This window comes from Acinetobacter zhairuonensis, from assembly GCF_022601715.1.
GTDB lineage: Bacteria > Pseudomonadota > Gammaproteobacteria > Pseudomonadales > Moraxellaceae > Acinetobacter.
This window is the reverse complement of the sequence record NZ_JAKVIM010000002.1, coordinates 110,104-125,934: the sequence shown is the minus strand read 5'-3', so window position 1 is coordinate 125,934 and position 15,831 is coordinate 110,104. Positions and strand designations below refer to the sequence as shown.

The 15,831-nt window shown below is 40.1% G+C and carries 14 protein-coding genes; 8 read left to right on the top strand and 6 right to left on the bottom strand.

Annotated elements, in window-relative coordinates:
• The first annotated feature begins 80 nt into the window (after positions 1 to 80).
• Complete coding sequence (locus MKI85_RS02340; RefSeq protein WP_241624620.1) at positions 81 to 785, top strand: hypothetical protein; 705 nt, start codon at positions 81 to 83, stop codon at positions 783 to 785.
• A 50-nt stretch (positions 786 to 835) separates the two neighbouring features.
• Here the strand turns inward: MKI85_RS02340 and MKI85_RS02335 are convergent, their stop codons facing one another.
• Both MKI85_RS02335 and MKI85_RS02330 read right to left on the bottom strand, forming a co-directional pair.
• Positions 836 to 1,624, bottom strand: coding sequence for a pseudouridine synthase (locus MKI85_RS02335; RefSeq protein ID WP_241624618.1), 789 nt, complete (start codon positions 1,622 to 1,624; stop codon positions 836 to 838).
• A gap of 390 nt (positions 1,625 to 2,014) precedes the next feature.
• Complete coding sequence (locus tag MKI85_RS02330; RefSeq protein WP_241624616.1) at positions 2,015 to 3,160, bottom strand: catalase family protein; 1,146 nt, start codon at positions 3,158 to 3,160, stop codon at positions 2,015 to 2,017.
• A gap of 593 nt (positions 3,161 to 3,753) precedes the next feature.
• On the opposite strand from MKI85_RS02330, the gene MKI85_RS02325 reads away from it, so the two are divergent.
• Both MKI85_RS02325 and MKI85_RS02320 read left to right on the top strand, forming a co-directional pair.
• A complete protein-coding gene (locus MKI85_RS02325; RefSeq protein WP_241624614.1) occupies positions 3,754 to 4,224 on the top strand; it encodes a hemerythrin domain-containing protein in 471 nt (156 codons plus the stop codon).
• A 396-nt stretch (positions 4,225 to 4,620) separates the two neighbouring features.
• The gene (locus MKI85_RS02320) at positions 4,621 to 5,181 is read left to right on the top strand and encodes a M23 family metallopeptidase (RefSeq protein WP_241624612.1); all 561 of its coding nucleotides are present in this window, start codon (positions 4,621 to 4,623) and stop codon (positions 5,179 to 5,181) included.
• Between the two features lie 38 nt (positions 5,182 to 5,219).
• Here MKI85_RS02320 and MKI85_RS02315 read toward each other — a convergent pair whose 3' ends face one another.
• Both MKI85_RS02315 and MKI85_RS02310 read right to left on the bottom strand, forming a co-directional pair.
• Positions 5,220 to 6,422 carry a YbfB/YjiJ family MFS transporter gene (locus tag MKI85_RS02315; protein WP_241624611.1) on the bottom strand — a complete coding sequence of 401 codons (1,203 nt, stop codon included), beginning with the start codon at positions 6,420 to 6,422 and terminating at the stop codon, positions 5,220 to 5,222.
• 118 nt (positions 6,423 to 6,540) lie between these two features.
• Positions 6,541 to 7,131: a flavin reductase family protein gene (locus MKI85_RS02310; protein WP_241624609.1), complete on the bottom strand. Its 591-nt coding sequence runs from the start codon at positions 7,129 to 7,131 to the stop codon at positions 6,541 to 6,543.
• A 157-nt stretch (positions 7,132 to 7,288) separates the two neighbouring features.
• On the opposite strand from MKI85_RS02310, the gene MKI85_RS02305 reads away from it, so the two are divergent.
• From MKI85_RS02305 to MKI85_RS02290, 4 genes are all read left to right on the top strand, one after another.
• Positions 7,289 to 8,677, top strand: a complete 1,389-nt coding sequence (locus tag MKI85_RS02305) for an L-cystine transporter (RefSeq protein WP_241624607.1) — start codon at positions 7,289 to 7,291, stop codon at positions 8,675 to 8,677.
• 156 nt (positions 8,678 to 8,833) lie between these two features.
• A complete protein-coding gene (locus MKI85_RS02300) occupies positions 8,834 to 9,658 on the top strand; it encodes a PhzF family phenazine biosynthesis protein (protein ID WP_241624605.1) in 825 nt (274 codons plus the stop codon).
• Between the two features lie 129 nt (positions 9,659 to 9,787).
• A complete protein-coding gene (locus MKI85_RS02295) occupies positions 9,788 to 12,553 on the top strand; it encodes a M16 family metallopeptidase (RefSeq protein ID WP_241624603.1) in 2,766 nt (921 codons plus the stop codon).
• Positions 12,554 to 12,864: 311 nt separating this feature from the next.
• A complete protein-coding gene (locus MKI85_RS02290; RefSeq protein ID WP_241624602.1) occupies positions 12,865 to 13,023 on the top strand; it encodes a hypothetical protein in 159 nt (52 codons plus the stop codon).
• Between the two features lie 53 nt (positions 13,024 to 13,076).
• On the opposite strand, the gene MKI85_RS02285 is transcribed toward MKI85_RS02290, so the two are convergent.
• Complete coding sequence (locus tag MKI85_RS02285) at positions 13,077 to 13,466, bottom strand: DUF3144 domain-containing protein (RefSeq protein ID WP_241624600.1); 390 nt, start codon at positions 13,464 to 13,466, stop codon at positions 13,077 to 13,079.
• Positions 13,467 to 13,575: 109 nt separating this feature from the next.
• Here MKI85_RS02285 and MKI85_RS02280 point away from each other — a divergent pair, with 109 nt between their 5' ends.
• Positions 13,576 to 14,208, top strand: a complete 633-nt coding sequence (locus tag MKI85_RS02280) for a hypothetical protein (protein WP_241624598.1) — start codon at positions 13,576 to 13,578, stop codon at positions 14,206 to 14,208.
• Between the two features lie 7 nt (positions 14,209 to 14,215).
• Here the strand turns inward: MKI85_RS02280 and MKI85_RS02275 are convergent, their stop codons facing one another.
• Positions 14,216 to 15,676 (bottom strand): CYTH and CHAD domain-containing protein, encoded by a 1,461-nt coding sequence (locus tag MKI85_RS02275; RefSeq protein WP_241624596.1) that lies wholly within the window; start codon positions 15,674 to 15,676, stop codon positions 14,216 to 14,218.
• Between the last annotated feature and the right edge of the window lie 155 nt (positions 15,677 to 15,831).

The following is a 15,831-nucleotide window of genomic DNA, read 5'->3' as shown; positions in this document are numbered from 1 at the left end:
TATTAGTCGATGATGTGAAAAAGCCGATGCAAATGCATCGGCTTTTTTTATATTTCAAGATGTTTGAACTGGATAAAAATATGAATAAGAAAAGTTTAAATTGGGCTATAGCAGTTACAGTTATTTGGTTAGGTGTAATTGGTTTAATTTGGATTCTTGGAAGTTTGAAATCAGCAGAATCACTCAATGAATTAGGTGATTTTCTTGCGGGGATTTTTGCCCCAATTGCTTTCTTTTGGTTGATTTTGGGTTATATACAGCAAGGTAAGCAGTTAGATCAGAATACGAGAGCCTTAGAGCAACAAGAAAAAGCACTTAAACTTCAGATTGATGAGATGAGAGCTAGTGTAAAACTGCAAGGAGAATTGTCGAAAATTCAAAAGCAACAATTTGATGCTATGAATCACTCGGCTATGCCAAATTTATCAATAGATTCTTGTAGCTGTGAAAAATATTCCATCAATGAAGCTAAAAGTGGTGAATTGAAGCTAATGCTGAAAATTCATAAGAGAGGAATTGGGGAAGCATTACATATTGAGATCAATATAAAAAATAAGGTTTTTCCTGTTATTAGTAAGTTGAAAGTCGATGAAGCTACATTGGAAACTACTTATTTTAATTCTGAGTTATCAGATTTATCAGTAGATTCAAAATTTATGACAGTTCCAATTACTCTTATTTATAAAACTAAATTTAATAGTCAAATAAGCGAAAACTATTTACTTAAAGCATTCTTTATAAAAAACTCTTGGGAAATTGAAAGCTCTTTTATTATTAGGCAATAATGTTCGGTTATTAAAAAGCCCACTTACGTGGGCTTTAAAACAATCAAATCTTAACGACTACCACGTCCACGACCACGTGGAGCTTTGGTATTTGGACGTGTTGTACCATTGGTCTTACGACGAGGTTTTTCGCTTTCATCCATTTGCCAAATACGCTTAGTACCTGATTTTTTGGTAGAACCATCTTTGTTCTTACGAACCATTGGCTTACCACCTGTACCACCAGGTTTCTTCACATACGAACGTGAGCGATACGGCTCTTCCGCAGGAATATCTTTAAAGTCTGGGTACAATAAAGGTTCAATTTCTTTAGTTTCACCTGGTTGTAAACCTAATTGCACCAAGTCAATTGAGCCAATTTTAGTACGAATTAAACGTAAAGTCGGGAAGCCAACAGCAGCAGTCATACGACGTACTTGGCGGTTACGACCTTCACAAATTGAAATTTCAACCCAAGATGTCGGAACCGAAGCACGGAAACGGACAGGAGGATCACGATCCCATAACCATTCAGGTTGTTGAACTTTGATGGCTTTAGCTGGCAAAGTCATGCCATCTTTTAATTCAATACCATTACGAAGTTGCTCTAATGCTTCTTCGGTGACATCACCATCAAGCTGTACTAAATATGTTTTGTACTTTTTGTTTGCAGGATTGGTAATGTATTGATTTAAACCACCGTGGTCAGTTAAAAAAACTAAGCCTTCAGAGTCCATATCGAGACGACCTGCTAAACGCAAAGTTGAATCGTCTACAAAGTCAGACATTGTCATATGCGCTTCGTCTTTACGAAACTGAGAGAGAACGTCATAAGGCTTGTTAAGAATGACTATTTTCACTTTAACCTACTAAAAAATTTAAAAAATTTGTTTGGGCTTGCTTGTGTTACCCGTTTGGTTACCCGTATAAGTGGGAGTAGGTCGGGAAGGGTAAGGAAAAAGCCCATGAGATGTAGGCTACTATATCAGATTTCGGCTGATGCTCCTCAATTTTATTCTTTACATCGGATAGGTAATCTTCTTTGTTCCAAACCTTGGACATATTTGGTAAATATTTGATTTCAGTTGCCCTACAAAAGATGCTTAAGTTGAACACATTATTGATCCATTTTTTCTAAATGCTTTAAGGCAATATATTGTTGATGAAGTTGCATAACGATAAGGACTTCTTCTTTAGACATTAAATTATGAACTGACCATACGGTTTAGCCATATTTTCTTAATTAATTTTTATTGGGATGAGGGTTCCAATCTTTCAGTCGAATTCATTTCATGTCGGACGCGACTAATCTGCTCATAGATAACTTTACGCATTCGGTTTATCGCACCAAGAGGTTTGTGTTCAGCTAATGCATGCCATGGTGTAAAAGAGAGGTTTTCACAAAAAATATTTTGCTCTGGGGTATCAAATACTTGCTTAGGAATGCGAATCGTTGCCACCTTGTAGAAAGGGGCTTGGTCTTCTTTCCATTCAGTCATAGAGTCTTCGACGGACATGGCACTGGATGTTCGAGGTTGTACTAAAAATTCCATGCACGCATCGCTTTCCTGCAAACTCGTGCGGAGTGCCTCCCTTAAGAAGTCCTTGTTAGGCCTAGTAGGAAAAGGGCTGACAATGGTAGAACAAGCTCGAACAGAATATTTTACCGCCTGACGTTGATTACCTAATCCCAATTGATAGGGCACCATAGACCAGTATCTGGTTTGTAATGGATTTGAAATTTTATTTCTAGTATTTAGCGCAATCCAAGTGCCTTTTGCCCCTAATGCAAAAGGAATATGTAGTTTTTTTAGAAATTTGTCACTATTGATATCTTGTATGAATGACAGATAGCGAGCAGGGTCATTGGCAAAAAAGACTGGGTGGTTGATCATGATGAAATCTTGGGTAGAGGACGGTTCATCTGAAAGATTTTTACCAGACACCCCTAAAAGCTTGATTGCCATGCCGCGTGCATCTTTTTTAATATCCGCCTGTTTAGCATTACTCGATGCATTGGAAAAACGAATCCATGTTGGATAGGTTTTGCCTGGAATGAAAACACCTTGCGCTAGGGTGGGAGGTAATGTGTCATTTATTTGAAATTCTGCGCGTACGCAACCATGAGCTTTAGGGTGTGCATCACGTAGTGCGAGATCTGTGGCATATTGTTTACGAATGGACATTTCAATGCTGTTTGCAATTTGTTTAGCCGTGGCGGCCTCATTCGGATAAAGGCTTTCACTTAAACTGGGATCTATATTTGGATAAGCAAGCGCTTTGGTGGTATTCAGCACTACTGGTGCAGTGTTTGCAGATACGATAGTGGAAACACTTATGAGCAATACTGTGGGAAAAAGAAAACCTAAGAGCTCAGGTCTTTTGAAATTGGGCATTGATTGCCTCCTTGCTTAAAGCTGTTATTTTTAATTCTTAGATTTTTAGTCTGATGATGAAAAATGATTTAGATTTATTCAATATATAGAATAATAAGAATATCTGTGGTTTTTATTTATCGCTTCTTTTTTGAAAATCTCAATGTCATGCACTTAAAAATTGGGTGATATTCATTCTATTTTGCAGTGAAGATTATTGTACTTATCTAAAGCTCTGGTTCTAGAGTCATGAGTATTTTTGATTTAGTTTAATAGAACTAGCATTTTATAAACTGTAGTTTTAGGAATTTTTCATGCAATTCCTTTTTGAGCAAGGGACGAAATCTTCTTGTGCAATCGCTTTAAATACAGGGTGAGCGACTTATTCTTTTTTAATTTTTTCTATTTAATAGTGTCTAAACATTTAGCAAATTGAGCTGGGGTTGCAGCTCTAATTATTGGATTTTTTTACATTAACAATGAACAGCAGTAAAAACACAATTTGAAAAAAATGGTAATGCATTACGCTTAAAAATAAAACAGTTCGGAAACTGACCATTTTATGGAGTATGTCCATAGTAGATGCATACATACGTTCAAGAGGGTTGATCGCAATGACAAGTACCACAATTTTTGAAGCATTAAGACAAAGTCATGATAAGCAGAGAATCTTGTCGCAACAGTTAATTGAAACCTCAGGGGATAGTGAAGAACGGCATGAATTGTTTTATGCATTAAAGAATGAATTGTTTGCACATGCCGTTGCAGAAGATCGATATTTTTATATTCCACTCATGATGACTGATTCAGGACTGAATATTACGCGTCATGCTTTAGCAGAACATCACGCGATGGATGAGCTATTAGAGCAGCTGACAGACTTGGATTTTAGTCATCCGAGTTGGTTATCAATTGCCAAGAAATTATCTGAAACGGTGCATCATCATTTGAAAGAAGAGGAGCATGGTTTTTTTCAGCAAGCGGGAAAAATTTTAGCTGAGCCGCAAAAGACAGCATTGGCTCAACAATATCTGAAGGAATACCATCACTATTTAAATAAGCAAAAAGATAGTTTGAGCAGTTGATTGGGACATGTATCAGAATCTATCGGCATTTTTCTGCCTGTATTACAAAAAAAAGGACTTTTTAACAAATATTTTAAATATATCTTTAACCAAAGTATTGTAAATGGCTTACAGCTTTGGCACTATTAGCACAAGATTTAAAGCCGATAGTTCCCTGACTTGTTTTAAATTTTTTTAAAGCCTACTTGACTCATTTGTAGGCTTTTTTTTTTGTCAAAATTTTTTATTTTCATCAATTCTTAAAGTGATTTAACCGCTTGTCAAAATACTGTGCTCGCCATCATTTTTAGCAGCTCATTGGGGTTTTGAAATAAGCCTGAATAACCAAAACACTATAGGGAAGTTTAGCGCTCACAGCTAGAATTGAGCCAATTATAAAAGTTCTACATCATTCGAATGAATCCTAAATATCAGAAGTTTAAATCCGTTACGCTTATATTCGTACTTAGCTTGATGCTACAGGCATGTACACCGCCAAGCTCTGGAGAATCGACCAGTTGGCAATATCCAATATTACAATTTCAGCTCGCACGTCAAAATCTTTCCCAGCAGTTACCAATGCCTGTTGAAGGTATTCAATCAAAACAAATCAGCAATACTTGGGGTGCTGCAAGGGGGCAGGGGCGTAAACATGAAGGTATTGATATTTTTGCTAAACGCGGTACAGCTGTACTAAGTACAACACAAGGTATAGTGGCTAAGGTCGGTTTAGATAGCTTGGGTGGGAAGGTGGTGTGGGTGATTGGTCCAGATTTAAGTCGACATTATTATGCCCATTTAGATACTTATGCGCAGCAGATAGACGTTGGAGACTGGGTTGAGCAAGGAACAGTGCTGGGTTATGTAGGGAATACGGGCAATGCGAAAAATACACCCCCGCATCTGCATTATGGTATCTATCTGACTGGTCAAGGGGCAGTGAATCCTTATCCTTATTTACGCTCGACTGGAAATTAACTTCATATTTCACTGGGTCAATGGGGTAGTTATGAATATTACTGATCGGTTATTTGTTTGGTGCTATTGGTGCTCTTCGTATGTGGGCGAGTAAACCAAAACAGTTGTAAGGTGCCGAGTAATAGTACCGCAGAGGCTATGCTAAATTGCTGATGATAGGACACACCAAAATGCTGCAAAGTGCTAAAGCTAATCCCACCCACTAATTGAATGCTAGCAAAACTGAGGGTTGCCATACTCCATAATTTTTTATAAGCCAGACCGTACAATTGCAAAATAGTATAGGAGGTCAGGAACACGACAGCAGGGTTAAGCAGACCTGTTAAGAAGGATGATAGAAACGTAAAAACAGGTGAGAAACTGAGTACGGCAATTAAAATTGCAAAAATGTAGATGCTGTATAACACTTTAAGTGCGGCAAAATTCCCGAGCTTGCGTGCCAAAACATATGCGCTATAGGCACCTAAGGCACTGCCTAAGCCATACAGTATCCAGTTGAAATTGATCCAGAATAAATTCAGTTCCAATACATGGCTTAGGTAGTCAATCCAAAATAAAGAATGGGGAATATAGGCAAAAGCACTACAGGCATAGGCGATCAACAAGCTGTAGTAAATGAAACCGACTTGATCCGATTGCGATTGTGTTGCTGGAATAGCTTGCAGTTGATCTTGAAATGGACGTACGAGCAACCAGAGCAATGCACTCATGCTAAAGGCGAAAGCACATAAGATTAACCATGCCGTAGAAATTGCAATTCGATCCAGATAGGGCATAAATAGTGTGGCACATAAAACCCCTAAGCCAATGCCACTAAAACCAATAAAGTTGATTTTAAAGCGATGTTGTAAATCGCTACATTGTGCGACCACACTTGGCGACAGAATCATCAGTAAACCACCACTGATGCCTGAAATGAAACGCCACGTTAAATACCACGTTTCCGAAAAACTGGAAAAAGCACATGCAAACAAGCTGATGGAACCTACAAAAGCAGCACTAATGATATAGATGGGCATTTTGGAATTTTGCGGGATTTTCATTGCCCAATAAGCACCCACCAAATAGCCTAAAAGGTTGGCACTGCCTAAAATACTGGCAAAGTTATGACTCCATTCATAGGCTTCACGTGTTGAAGGCAATAGGGCGGTATAGGAAAAGCGTAAAATACCAATGCCTAAGCACATACTCAAACAAAGAAAGAGGCTGAGTTTGAGGGTGTCCGAGAACGTCCTGTTCATACAATTTGACTAATTGTTTAAAAAATGTACTTGAACTATAAGGTGAAAAATAAAGAAAAACAACCGCTGACTTTTCACCTTTAGTCGAAAGGATGCAGCATTGATTTAATCTATATGCTTATTTTTTATTGGTATCTACTGCATCACCAATGGTGTAGTAATGACCACCTGCAACATGATGCACACTTTTCCAAGATGGGTCGGCTTCGTGGTAATACCAATGTCCATCACGGAACACACGATCATCTGCATAGGCTGCAAGTACTTTTCCAATAAACAGATCATGTGTTTGCTGGTTATGTGGTTCAGGAATTAACTCACAAATCAGCCAAGCGGCACAGCCTTCCACCACAGGTAAGTCAAAACCGTCAAAGTGAAACAGTGGCGTATGGCAATGTGCGAGTTTATCAGGATCATCAAACTGGCTGATGGAACCTAATGCTTGAACCAACTCAATTTGCTTTAAGGTGGGAACCTGTAGCGCAAAATAACCTGAATCTTCAATCAATTTTCGGGTTTTGGTGCTTTTATCTAGCACCACCGAAACTTTGGCTGGAATCAGCTCTAAGGCACACGCCCAAGCGGCAGTCATTACATTACTTTCCTGACCATGTTGTGCAGACACCAAGACGGTTGGACCATGATTAAGTAAACGGTACGCCTTTGCCAGTTCGACAGGTTGAATGTGAGGGTGAGAGAAATCAGCCATATTTAGATTCAATTAGAGTATTTTCTACGGCATATCATAACCCTGATTGCTGCTGGAGTAGTCTAAATTTGAACACTTGGTTAGCACTGATAGGTAAAGCCAAAAGTCGAATGGAATTTTGATTTATAATAAGGGTTACATTATTTAGGGAAAATACATGAATATGCCCTTAATCATCAATGTCATACTCTTTGTGGCATTGCTGTTCTTATTAAGTCGGACACGTCATACCCATTGGAGCCTTGCCAAAAAGGTGCTTGCTGGTCTCTGCTTGGGGGTAGTGTTCGGTTTAGTCTTACATTTGGTGTATGGCACAGGCTCAACCGTGCTGCAAGAGTCAGTGCAATGGTTTAACTTGGTGGGTAAAGGCTACGTCAAACTGTTGCAAATGGTGGTCATGCCACTGGTCTTTGTTTCCATTTTAGGTGCGGTCATTAAACTGCATGATGCAGGTTCGCTGGGCAAAATCAGTTTCATTAGTATTGGTATTTTGTTAGTCACAACGGCCATTGCTGCGTTTGTCGGTGTAGTGGTGACCAATGCCTTTGGTTTGACTGCGGCAGGTCTGGTTCAGGGTGCACAAGAAACTGAACGTCTGAATGCGATTCAGACCGACTATGTCGGGCAAGTGACCAATTTACAAGTTCCAGATCTGTTTCTCTCTTTTATTCCGAGCAATCCTTTTGCTGAACTGACGGGCGCGCATCCAACTTCTATTATTAGTGTGGTGATTTTTGCGGTGTTCCTTGGTATTGCAGGCTTAAACTTAATTAAGGCGGATGTTGAAAAAGGACAGAAATTGCTTGCTGCGATTGAAATTATGCAAGCATGGGTCATGAAATTAGTCCGCTTAATTATGACGCTCACCCCGTATGGTGTGTTTGCCCTAATGACCAATATTGTGGCGAATTCAAAGTTGGCAGACATCCTAAATCTGGGTGGCTTCTTGGTTGCATCTTATATTGGTCTAGGCATCATGTTTGCTGTGCATGCACTGATTTTGTTAATGACAGGGGTAAATCCAGTTCAATTCTTTAAAAAGGTTTGGCCTGTACTCACATTTGCCTTTACCAGCCGTTCCAGTGCTGCCAGTATCCCGTTGAATATTGAAGCGCAAACGCGTCGTCTGGGTGTGCCTGAGTCAATTGCCAGCTTTTCGGCATCTTTCGGGACAACCATTGGTCAAAATGGTTGTGCAGGTTTATATCCAGCCATGTTGGCGGTGATGGTTGCACCGACGGTCGGGATCAATCCTCTAGATCCGATCTGGATTCTGACTTTAGTCTGCGTGGTGACACTGAGTTCTGTGGGTGTTGCAGGTGTTGGGGGCGGTGCAACTTTTGCTGCGCTCATTGTATTGCCAATCTTAGGTTTACCTGTGACCCTAGTGGCACTGTTGATTTCGATTGAACCTTTGATTGATATGGGGCGTACAGCGTTGAATGTGAATGGTTCAATGACTGCGGGGATGGTCACCAGTCAAGTCTTGGGGCAAACCGATCAAGCGATTTTCAAACAAGAAAATGTGGATTTAATCGAGAGTTAATTTTACGGTTTCGATATGAATGAGAAAGTCAGTATTTTAGATATTGGCTTTCTTTTTTTATGCCATGAAATAACTGTATCCATAAATCAAATAAATTTGTATCTGTTATTGTTGGGCTGTAACGGCATAATAAGCATGAAACAATGGAGAAAAATCATGAAAATGTATCAAGTCGATGCTTTTAGCAATGCATTATTTAAGGGTAATCCTGCGGCAGTGATTGTGGCTGAGCAATGGTTAGATGAAGTACTGATGCAAAATATTGCTCTAGAAAATAATCTGTCTGAAACTGCATTTGTAAAAAAGATTGATGATGAACATTTTGAAATCCGTTGGTTCACGCCAACAGCCGAAGTGGATTTTTGTGGACATGCGACTTTAGCCAGCAGCTTCGTACTGTTTAAAGATTTTACCCCAGCCAAAACCATTCATTTTCATGTCAAAAATCTAGGCATCTTCATTGTGAGTCAGGCTGAAGATGGCAAAATCTGTATGAATTTCCCAATTCGTCGTGCAGAAAAAGTAGCAGATTATCCAGAGCTTTTAACACAGGCACTCAGCAAACCATTTAAAAATGTGTATTTGAATCAGCAAGCCTACATTGTTGAATATGCGTCTGTGCAAGATGTTCTGGATGAACAGCCGAATTTAGAACTGTTAAAACAATTGGGTTCATTGCGCACTGCGATTACTGCGCATTGTTCAAGTGTTGATGTTGCGATTACCGCGACAGGTGAACAATACGACTGCGTTTCGCGTTATTTCGCCCCAGCGATGGGCATTAATGAAGATCCTGTCACAGGTTCAATTCATACCGCGATTGCGCCATTGTGGGCAGAACGATTAAACAAAGCCGAGTTGTTTGCTTATCAAGCATCTGAACGTGGTGGTGAATTGTACTGCAAGATTTTGGATCAGGAGCGTATTGAAATTTCGGGCTATGGCAAACTCTATATGCAGGCAGAGTTATTTTTAGATTAAACAGATTGCTACAAAGCAACGCTCAAAACAGAGGGTTGCTTTGCAAAACTTCACTATAAATCCCATTTTTGATTCCGTAAGATAGGCAGCTTATAAAATATTTATATGACTGAATATATTGGAATTAATATGTTGATGCGGTTGAAAAAACTTACTTTCTCTCTGTTTTTTGTTGGTTTAAGTTCGGCTGCTTGGGCACAGCCTGTTTTGGTCAAATCAGATCATCAAATTGAAGAATATAAATTAGATAACGGTTTTCGCGTAATTTTGGCGCCGAATGATAAAGAAAATAAAGTCTATATGAGCACCATATATCTGACAGGCTCATTGAATGATCCGCAGGGCAAAGGGGGCTTGGCACATTTATTAGAACACCTTGCATTTAAGGGAACGCAGAATGTTAAAGGCGAAGAATTCCAGCGCAGACTGGATCAATACACCTTAATGACCAATGCCAGTACCGACTATTATTCAACCCGCTATATCAACGTAGTGCGTCCTGAACAAACGGCTTTAAATGAAATTTTGCATTTAGAAGCCGAGCGTATGGATAAATTGGTGCTGCAAGAAAAGTTTGTTCCTTCTGAAATTGCGATTGTAAAACGTGAGCGTGAAGTGCGTCTGGATCAACCTTTTGCGGTGTTGATGGATCAGATGTGGAAGTCGGCTTATGGCAACCAGTATTTAGGGCGTTTACCGATTGGTGATTTAAACGAATTGCAGTCCATTAAAATGAACGAACTGAATCAGTTCTACCGCACATGGTATGCACCGAATAATGCGGCAATGGTGATTGCGGGTAAATTCGACAAGGCACAAGTGTTAAAACAGATTGATCAGCAATTTAGTGCTATTCCTGCACGCCAAATTCCTGCTCAGGTTCAAGTGCCTATGTTGGATGCCAGTAAAATCAAGCAGCGTGAATTTACCGTGGCAAAGGGTAGTGATCTGGCCAAATTCAATATTTACCTGAATGGAAAAAATGACAAGATCAAACCTGCTTTAGCCTTGTCTCCATTGTTATATACCATGCAGCCGAGTGGGCACTTGTATCAAAGCATGGTGGAAACAGGCACCAGTACCATGGTGCAGGCAACCACATGGCTCGATCGTGATTTTAATTTGGTGTTTATGGGCGCAATGTATGCACCGAATCATAATGCCGAACAAGTCGATCAAGCACTCGATCAAGGGGTAGAAAAGACGCAAGCCTTTAATGAAACGGAACTGAAACGGGTGAAAAGTCTGATTCAAAATCAGGCAGACAGCATTCAAAGTAATTCTGCGGCATTGGGTTCACGTCTGGCAGATTATTTTGTGGCGAGTCAAGGACGTTGGGATCAGTACTATGTCGATCTGAAAAACATTCAAAACCTAAGTTTGAATGAGGTCAATCAGACTTTAAACCAGTTCTTGGTCAAAGAGCACCGTATTTCTGGGGATATTGAGCCTACCCCTGAAGATCAGAAGAAAGCCATGCAACAGCAGCAAACAAAGGCTCCGAAGCAGACTTTAGACCAGCAACCCCAAGCAGCTGAGCCACTGAAAGATGTGAGTGTGTATAAACAAGAGGTGGCGCAATATGTTGCAAGCTCTCAGCAATATTTGGAAAAGAACGAAAAGAATATTCAACGAGGTCAGTTCAAGAATGGGATGAAATATGCGCTTTATCCTGTTGCAACCCGTGACAATAAAACCTATGCCACCATTAATGTAGAGTTTGGTACAGCCCAAAGTTTAATGAACAAAAGTGAAATTATTGATTTCACCTCTTATTTATTGCTGCGTGCTTCCGATAAATACAGCCTGCAAGATATTGCTGATAAATCCATTGATGCAGGTGGTTCTGCAACCGCATCATCCAATGGTAACGGCATGACCATTCAGATTGTGGCGAAAAAGGAAAAGTTTGAAGACTTCTTTAATTATATTGTCGAAGTCATGAAGAATCCGAAGTTTGAACAGTCGCAGTTTGATTTAATCAAGTCACAAACGCTGTCCAGCTTAAACCGCCCCTATACCGAACCTGAAACTGTAGCCGCACTGACCATTGCCCGTTTAATCGAAATCTATCCGCAAGGAGATTTGCGTTATCACTTCGAACCTGAATATGCCAAGAAGCAATACCAAGCCTCAACCAGCGAGCAAGTGAAACAACTCTATCAACAATTTTTTGCCATGAATAATGCGCAAATTGCGGTAACGGGTGAGTTTGATGCCAAGAAAATGTTGCGTACGGTGAAAAAGCAGTTCGGCAATTGGAAAGGGACACAAGCGTATGCGCAACTGACTTCTGAATTTACGCCGTATAAAGCACAGAAGAAGCATGTATTGTCCGAGCAGCGTGAGTTTGGTAGTTACCAGAGCTTACTGACTTTCCCGCTGGGTGAGGATCATCCTGATGCACCCGCCATGTTGGTCTTTAGTTATATTCTTGGTGATTCCCAGCTGTCTTCACGTTTGGCACAGGAACTACGCGAGAAGAATGCCTTGGTTTATGGCTTTGGCAGTGAAATTCAGTTGGATGATTGGGTCAACTCAGGCGCACTCAGTATCGATGCCAATTACACCGCGGGTAAAGCCGAGCAAGTGTCACAGTCGGTACATAAGGTGTTGCAAGAGCTAGTGGATCGTGGAGTGACTGAACAAGAGCTCGAAGCGGCTAAAGCCGATATTTTGAAAAACCGAGTAACGGCTTTGGAAGATGAGCGCAATATTCATCGAATGCTGACCTCACAGTTGGAGCGAGACCGTGATTTATTGTTCCGTAAAAAGCGCGACCAAGCGATTGCCAACTTGACCAAGGCAGATGTCGATCAAGCCATTAAAAAATACATCCATCTCGATCAATTGGTAGAAGTCATGGCGGATCAATATGGACAGCCGGATCACTAATTTTTAAAGTTTTCATCAACCTAATGACTTCAATAAAAAACCACAGTTTTGTGGTTTTTTATTTTATAACTTGAAGTTAAATTGAACAGATGGTAAGAAATAAACAAAATTTTATATAACTTTTGAATAACGAAAACATTATTTTACTGAGTTGATGTATGCACAAAATTCTTTAAAGTTCTGGTTTTATTCTTTTTGCATTTGCAATTGGTACAGCTTACGCTACGGCAGCTACGGAAACCCGCGTCATTCGCGCTGAAAATGGGCAATTGCTGTCGCTTGGCGATAGCTATATTCAACTGGTGCAAAATATGCAGCAACCGCCAATCTCAGTGCGGAATTACCAGTGGGAAGAAAGGGAAAAGCAGTTTACTGCATCGGACTATGTTTATTTGCTGGGGAATACTTATTACACCGTCACCATTGTTGATAATGTGATTAAAAAGATTGTTTGCGATCGTAAAGTTTAAGCAATAAAAAAGCCCTGAGTCGAAGCTGAGGGCTTTTTTATTACACCATCGAATTAATGGTCATGATCATGCTTGTTTGCATGAAATTCTTCGTTATGACGGAAACGTAAATAGTTCTCGAACTGTTCACAGTATTCGTCATAGTTATCTTCCAGCATCATTTGAAATTGCTGTAAGACATAAGACATGACTTGCTCTTTCGCATCACGCATTTCATTGCCATCTTTAAAATTATTCGCTGCGACCCAAGTATTGAAACGTGCTGTCGCAAACAGCATCGAAGCGCTAACTTGACCACGAATTTCATTTGGTTTGACTTGTTGTCCTTTGGCTGGGCGACAAAATTCATTGGCATATTTAATAAATTCATCTGCACGTTCAAAAAAAGCAGCATTCAAAGCTTCTTCTTCGGTAACATCGGTAGCGTCAATCTTTTGAACCATGACTGTTCCTAGCTAAAATTTCATTCTGCATTATAGGCAAAGCCTTGCAGAAACAAAACCTTTGACTTAATCTAAAAATAGCCTAAGCATTATAAAATTGGAACGCCGTATGTCAGATGCTATTGCAATTCAAAACCTTAAACATGATGTTTCCTTATTACGCCAACAAATTTGGCCACCACAATCTTTAGCAAATGTAGAAGGCTTGCCCATTTATTATGGTTCAGCCGAAGAGGTTGCGCATTATTATCAGCAATGGCAAGACTTAATTGAACGGGCACAATTGCTGAGTCAGCCATTTCTGAGCGATGAAGTGGTCGATGCGATTCATTTACCAAGCCATCTGAATTTGCCGTTGTTTTATTTCCATGTGGATCGTATTCGGATTAATAAAACCCGAGCCAAAGAGTCAAAGACTTTCAGAGGAATTGCCAGTTTATTGGATAAGTGTGGAGAGTTCCCAGCAGCACAAGTGACTGCCATGCAAGTGTGGCTCAATAGTGATGAGCAGGCTGCACTGGTGGCACATCGTGAATTTATTGATCTAAGAACCTATGTGTTTCAGCATGGGCAAAGTGAATACACTCGCACCCGATTTTATGTGAACGGTATTGTGCTGAGTACCGAAGAGCATTTTAAGCTGGTGGATGCACGCGATAAGCCACGTAAGCAACGCAGCGATAGTTATAGTGATCCACTGGCAGACAATGATGTCTGGAAAGTCTTTGGAAAATACCGTTAAGTTGGTGTTAAGACCAGAACGGTTTGATTTTCTTAAAGGCTTTGAGCTGCTTGTCGATGTGTTTTAACTGTTGCTTTTCCTGTTGATTGAGCCAGTCCATTGCACAATGAATTTCTTCATTTTCAGGCAGTTCATGGAAGAATTGCTCGGCAACCAAAAGGTCGTTGTATTGCCCCAAAAGCTCCTGAATCGGTTTAATGGCTTTTAAATAGTGTTTTACAGCTTTATCACTATACAGGCTGCGTACAAATTCAATGTTGTAACGTAAATGTTTGAAGCGTTTACGCAGTTTGTGCTTTTCTTCATCTTCTAATTGAGAAAAATGTCCAATGTCATGTGCAATCCGTTGATGGGTTTTCTTTAGGTTTTTCTCGGCATAGTGCTGGAAGGATTTTTTCTTTTTATTTCTTGAACTTGGTTCTGAAGTCACATAATTCATCAGTTCCAGTATCAATTGATTGGTTTCGGTGGACTGAAAAATCCACATCACTTGATTGTGATAACTCTCGGCAGGTGGAATATCTAAATGTGCACAGCCCGCTTCTTGTAATTGCGGCAGCAATGTTTCACGTATGGCATCGGTATCCCGTGCCGTGCCTAAGGACTGGAAAATGATCCGTAATTGTGCCGCCCAGTGTGGCGGAATATCGTGAGTAAGCTTAGCATAACAACTCAGTGCGCTACGCATCCGGCGTATGGCTACGCGTGCCTGATGTACATGTTCACTATTGTAAAATCCAGTGGCGAGGGCAGTTGTATTCGGTAAGAGGTGCTTAAAGGTGTTATTTAAGATGGCGTGCAATGCCGTATTTGCGGTCATGGCTGGATCTAAAACAATAGGCTCTGCATATTGTGGCGGCAATACATCCTGTTGCTGCACATGCAAATCTCCACGCAGGGATTTGCTGCGTGTATCTAGCCAAAGCTGGTATTTATTCATCCACGGTTCTATACAGCGGATTAAGTCATGAATCGAGCCTTGCACCAGTTCAAACTCAATCTCAAATATTCTTAATTTTTCTTGTTGAAAGACCAAATAACCAATGTCCAGACAGACTTCAATTTCAGACTGATTGAACAGCAAAATCTTGGATATACGTTCGACATCGGTGGAAAACTTGACTTGGAAATTTTGTGAGGCATTTTCAGTAGTGAAAAGTGCAGGCAGTTCCTCAACATGATCCTGATACAAAGTTAAATTGAGTTTAGGTTGCTTTTTCTTACCTAAGTCAGATTCAAACTCAAAGCGTTCAATATGATGCTCAGTTTTATATTTAAGGGTTTGAATCCAGTGCCCCTGTTCTAAGCGCAATCGGAGTGCAATAGATTTTTGGGCAAGCTGATAGTCTGGAGTATCGTAATAATGCGCCAGTAAGCGTTGTTTATAGACTTTAGATGCACAAAAGTCTTGGTAAATCATGTCCTGAAATGGTTCTGGAATCTGAAATTTGAGTTCAATTTCTGACATGTTCTAGCCCTCTCGCTGGAGTTCTTAAAATTATTTTATTGGCGCTAAATTTATATCTTGGCTAAAGTGGATGAATAAGTCCAGTAAAAATGTAAATATGTAACATGTCTATTTAAAGACAAAAATGAAGGACATCCACAAGTCAAACTTATGGA

What these genes read in the sequence shown, in the direction of transcription:
- MKI85_RS02300 (WP_241624605.1), top strand. Translation starts at nt 8,834, where the DNA reads ATGAAAATGTATCAAGTCGATGCTTTTAGCAATGCATTATTTAAGGGT.
- MKI85_RS02280 (WP_241624598.1), top strand. Translation starts at nt 13,576, where the DNA reads ATGTCAGATGCTATTGCAATTCAAAACCTTAAACATGATGTTTCCTTA.
- MKI85_RS02305 (WP_241624607.1), top strand. Translation starts at nt 7,289, where the DNA reads ATGAATATGCCCTTAATCATCAATGTCATACTCTTTGTGGCATTGCTG.
- MKI85_RS02310 (WP_241624609.1), bottom strand. Translation starts at nt 7,131, where the DNA reads ATGGCTGATTTCTCTCACCCTCACATTCAACCTGTCGAACTGGCAAAG.
- MKI85_RS02290 (WP_241624602.1), top strand. Translation starts at nt 12,865, where the DNA reads ATGCAGCAACCGCCAATCTCAGTGCGGAATTACCAGTGGGAAGAAAGG.
- MKI85_RS02325 (WP_241624614.1), top strand. Translation starts at nt 3,754, where the DNA reads ATGACAAGTACCACAATTTTTGAAGCATTAAGACAAAGTCATGATAAG.
- MKI85_RS02295 (WP_241624603.1), top strand. Translation starts at nt 9,788, where the DNA reads ATGTTGATGCGGTTGAAAAAACTTACTTTCTCTCTGTTTTTTGTTGGT.
- MKI85_RS02315 (WP_241624611.1), bottom strand. Translation starts at nt 6,422, where the DNA reads ATGAACAGGACGTTCTCGGACACCCTCAAACTCAGCCTCTTTCTTTGT.
- MKI85_RS02340 (WP_241624620.1), top strand. Translation starts at nt 81, where the DNA reads ATGAATAAGAAAAGTTTAAATTGGGCTATAGCAGTTACAGTTATTTGG.
- MKI85_RS02320 (WP_241624612.1), top strand. Translation starts at nt 4,621, where the DNA reads ATGAATCCTAAATATCAGAAGTTTAAATCCGTTACGCTTATATTCGTA.
- MKI85_RS02285 (WP_241624600.1), bottom strand. Translation starts at nt 13,466, where the DNA reads ATGGTTCAAAAGATTGACGCTACCGATGTTACCGAAGAAGAAGCTTTG.
- MKI85_RS02330 (WP_241624616.1), bottom strand. Translation starts at nt 3,160, where the DNA reads ATGCCCAATTTCAAAAGACCTGAGCTCTTAGGTTTTCTTTTTCCCACA.
- MKI85_RS02275 (WP_241624596.1), bottom strand. Translation starts at nt 15,676, where the DNA reads ATGTCAGAAATTGAACTCAAATTTCAGATTCCAGAACCATTTCAGGAC.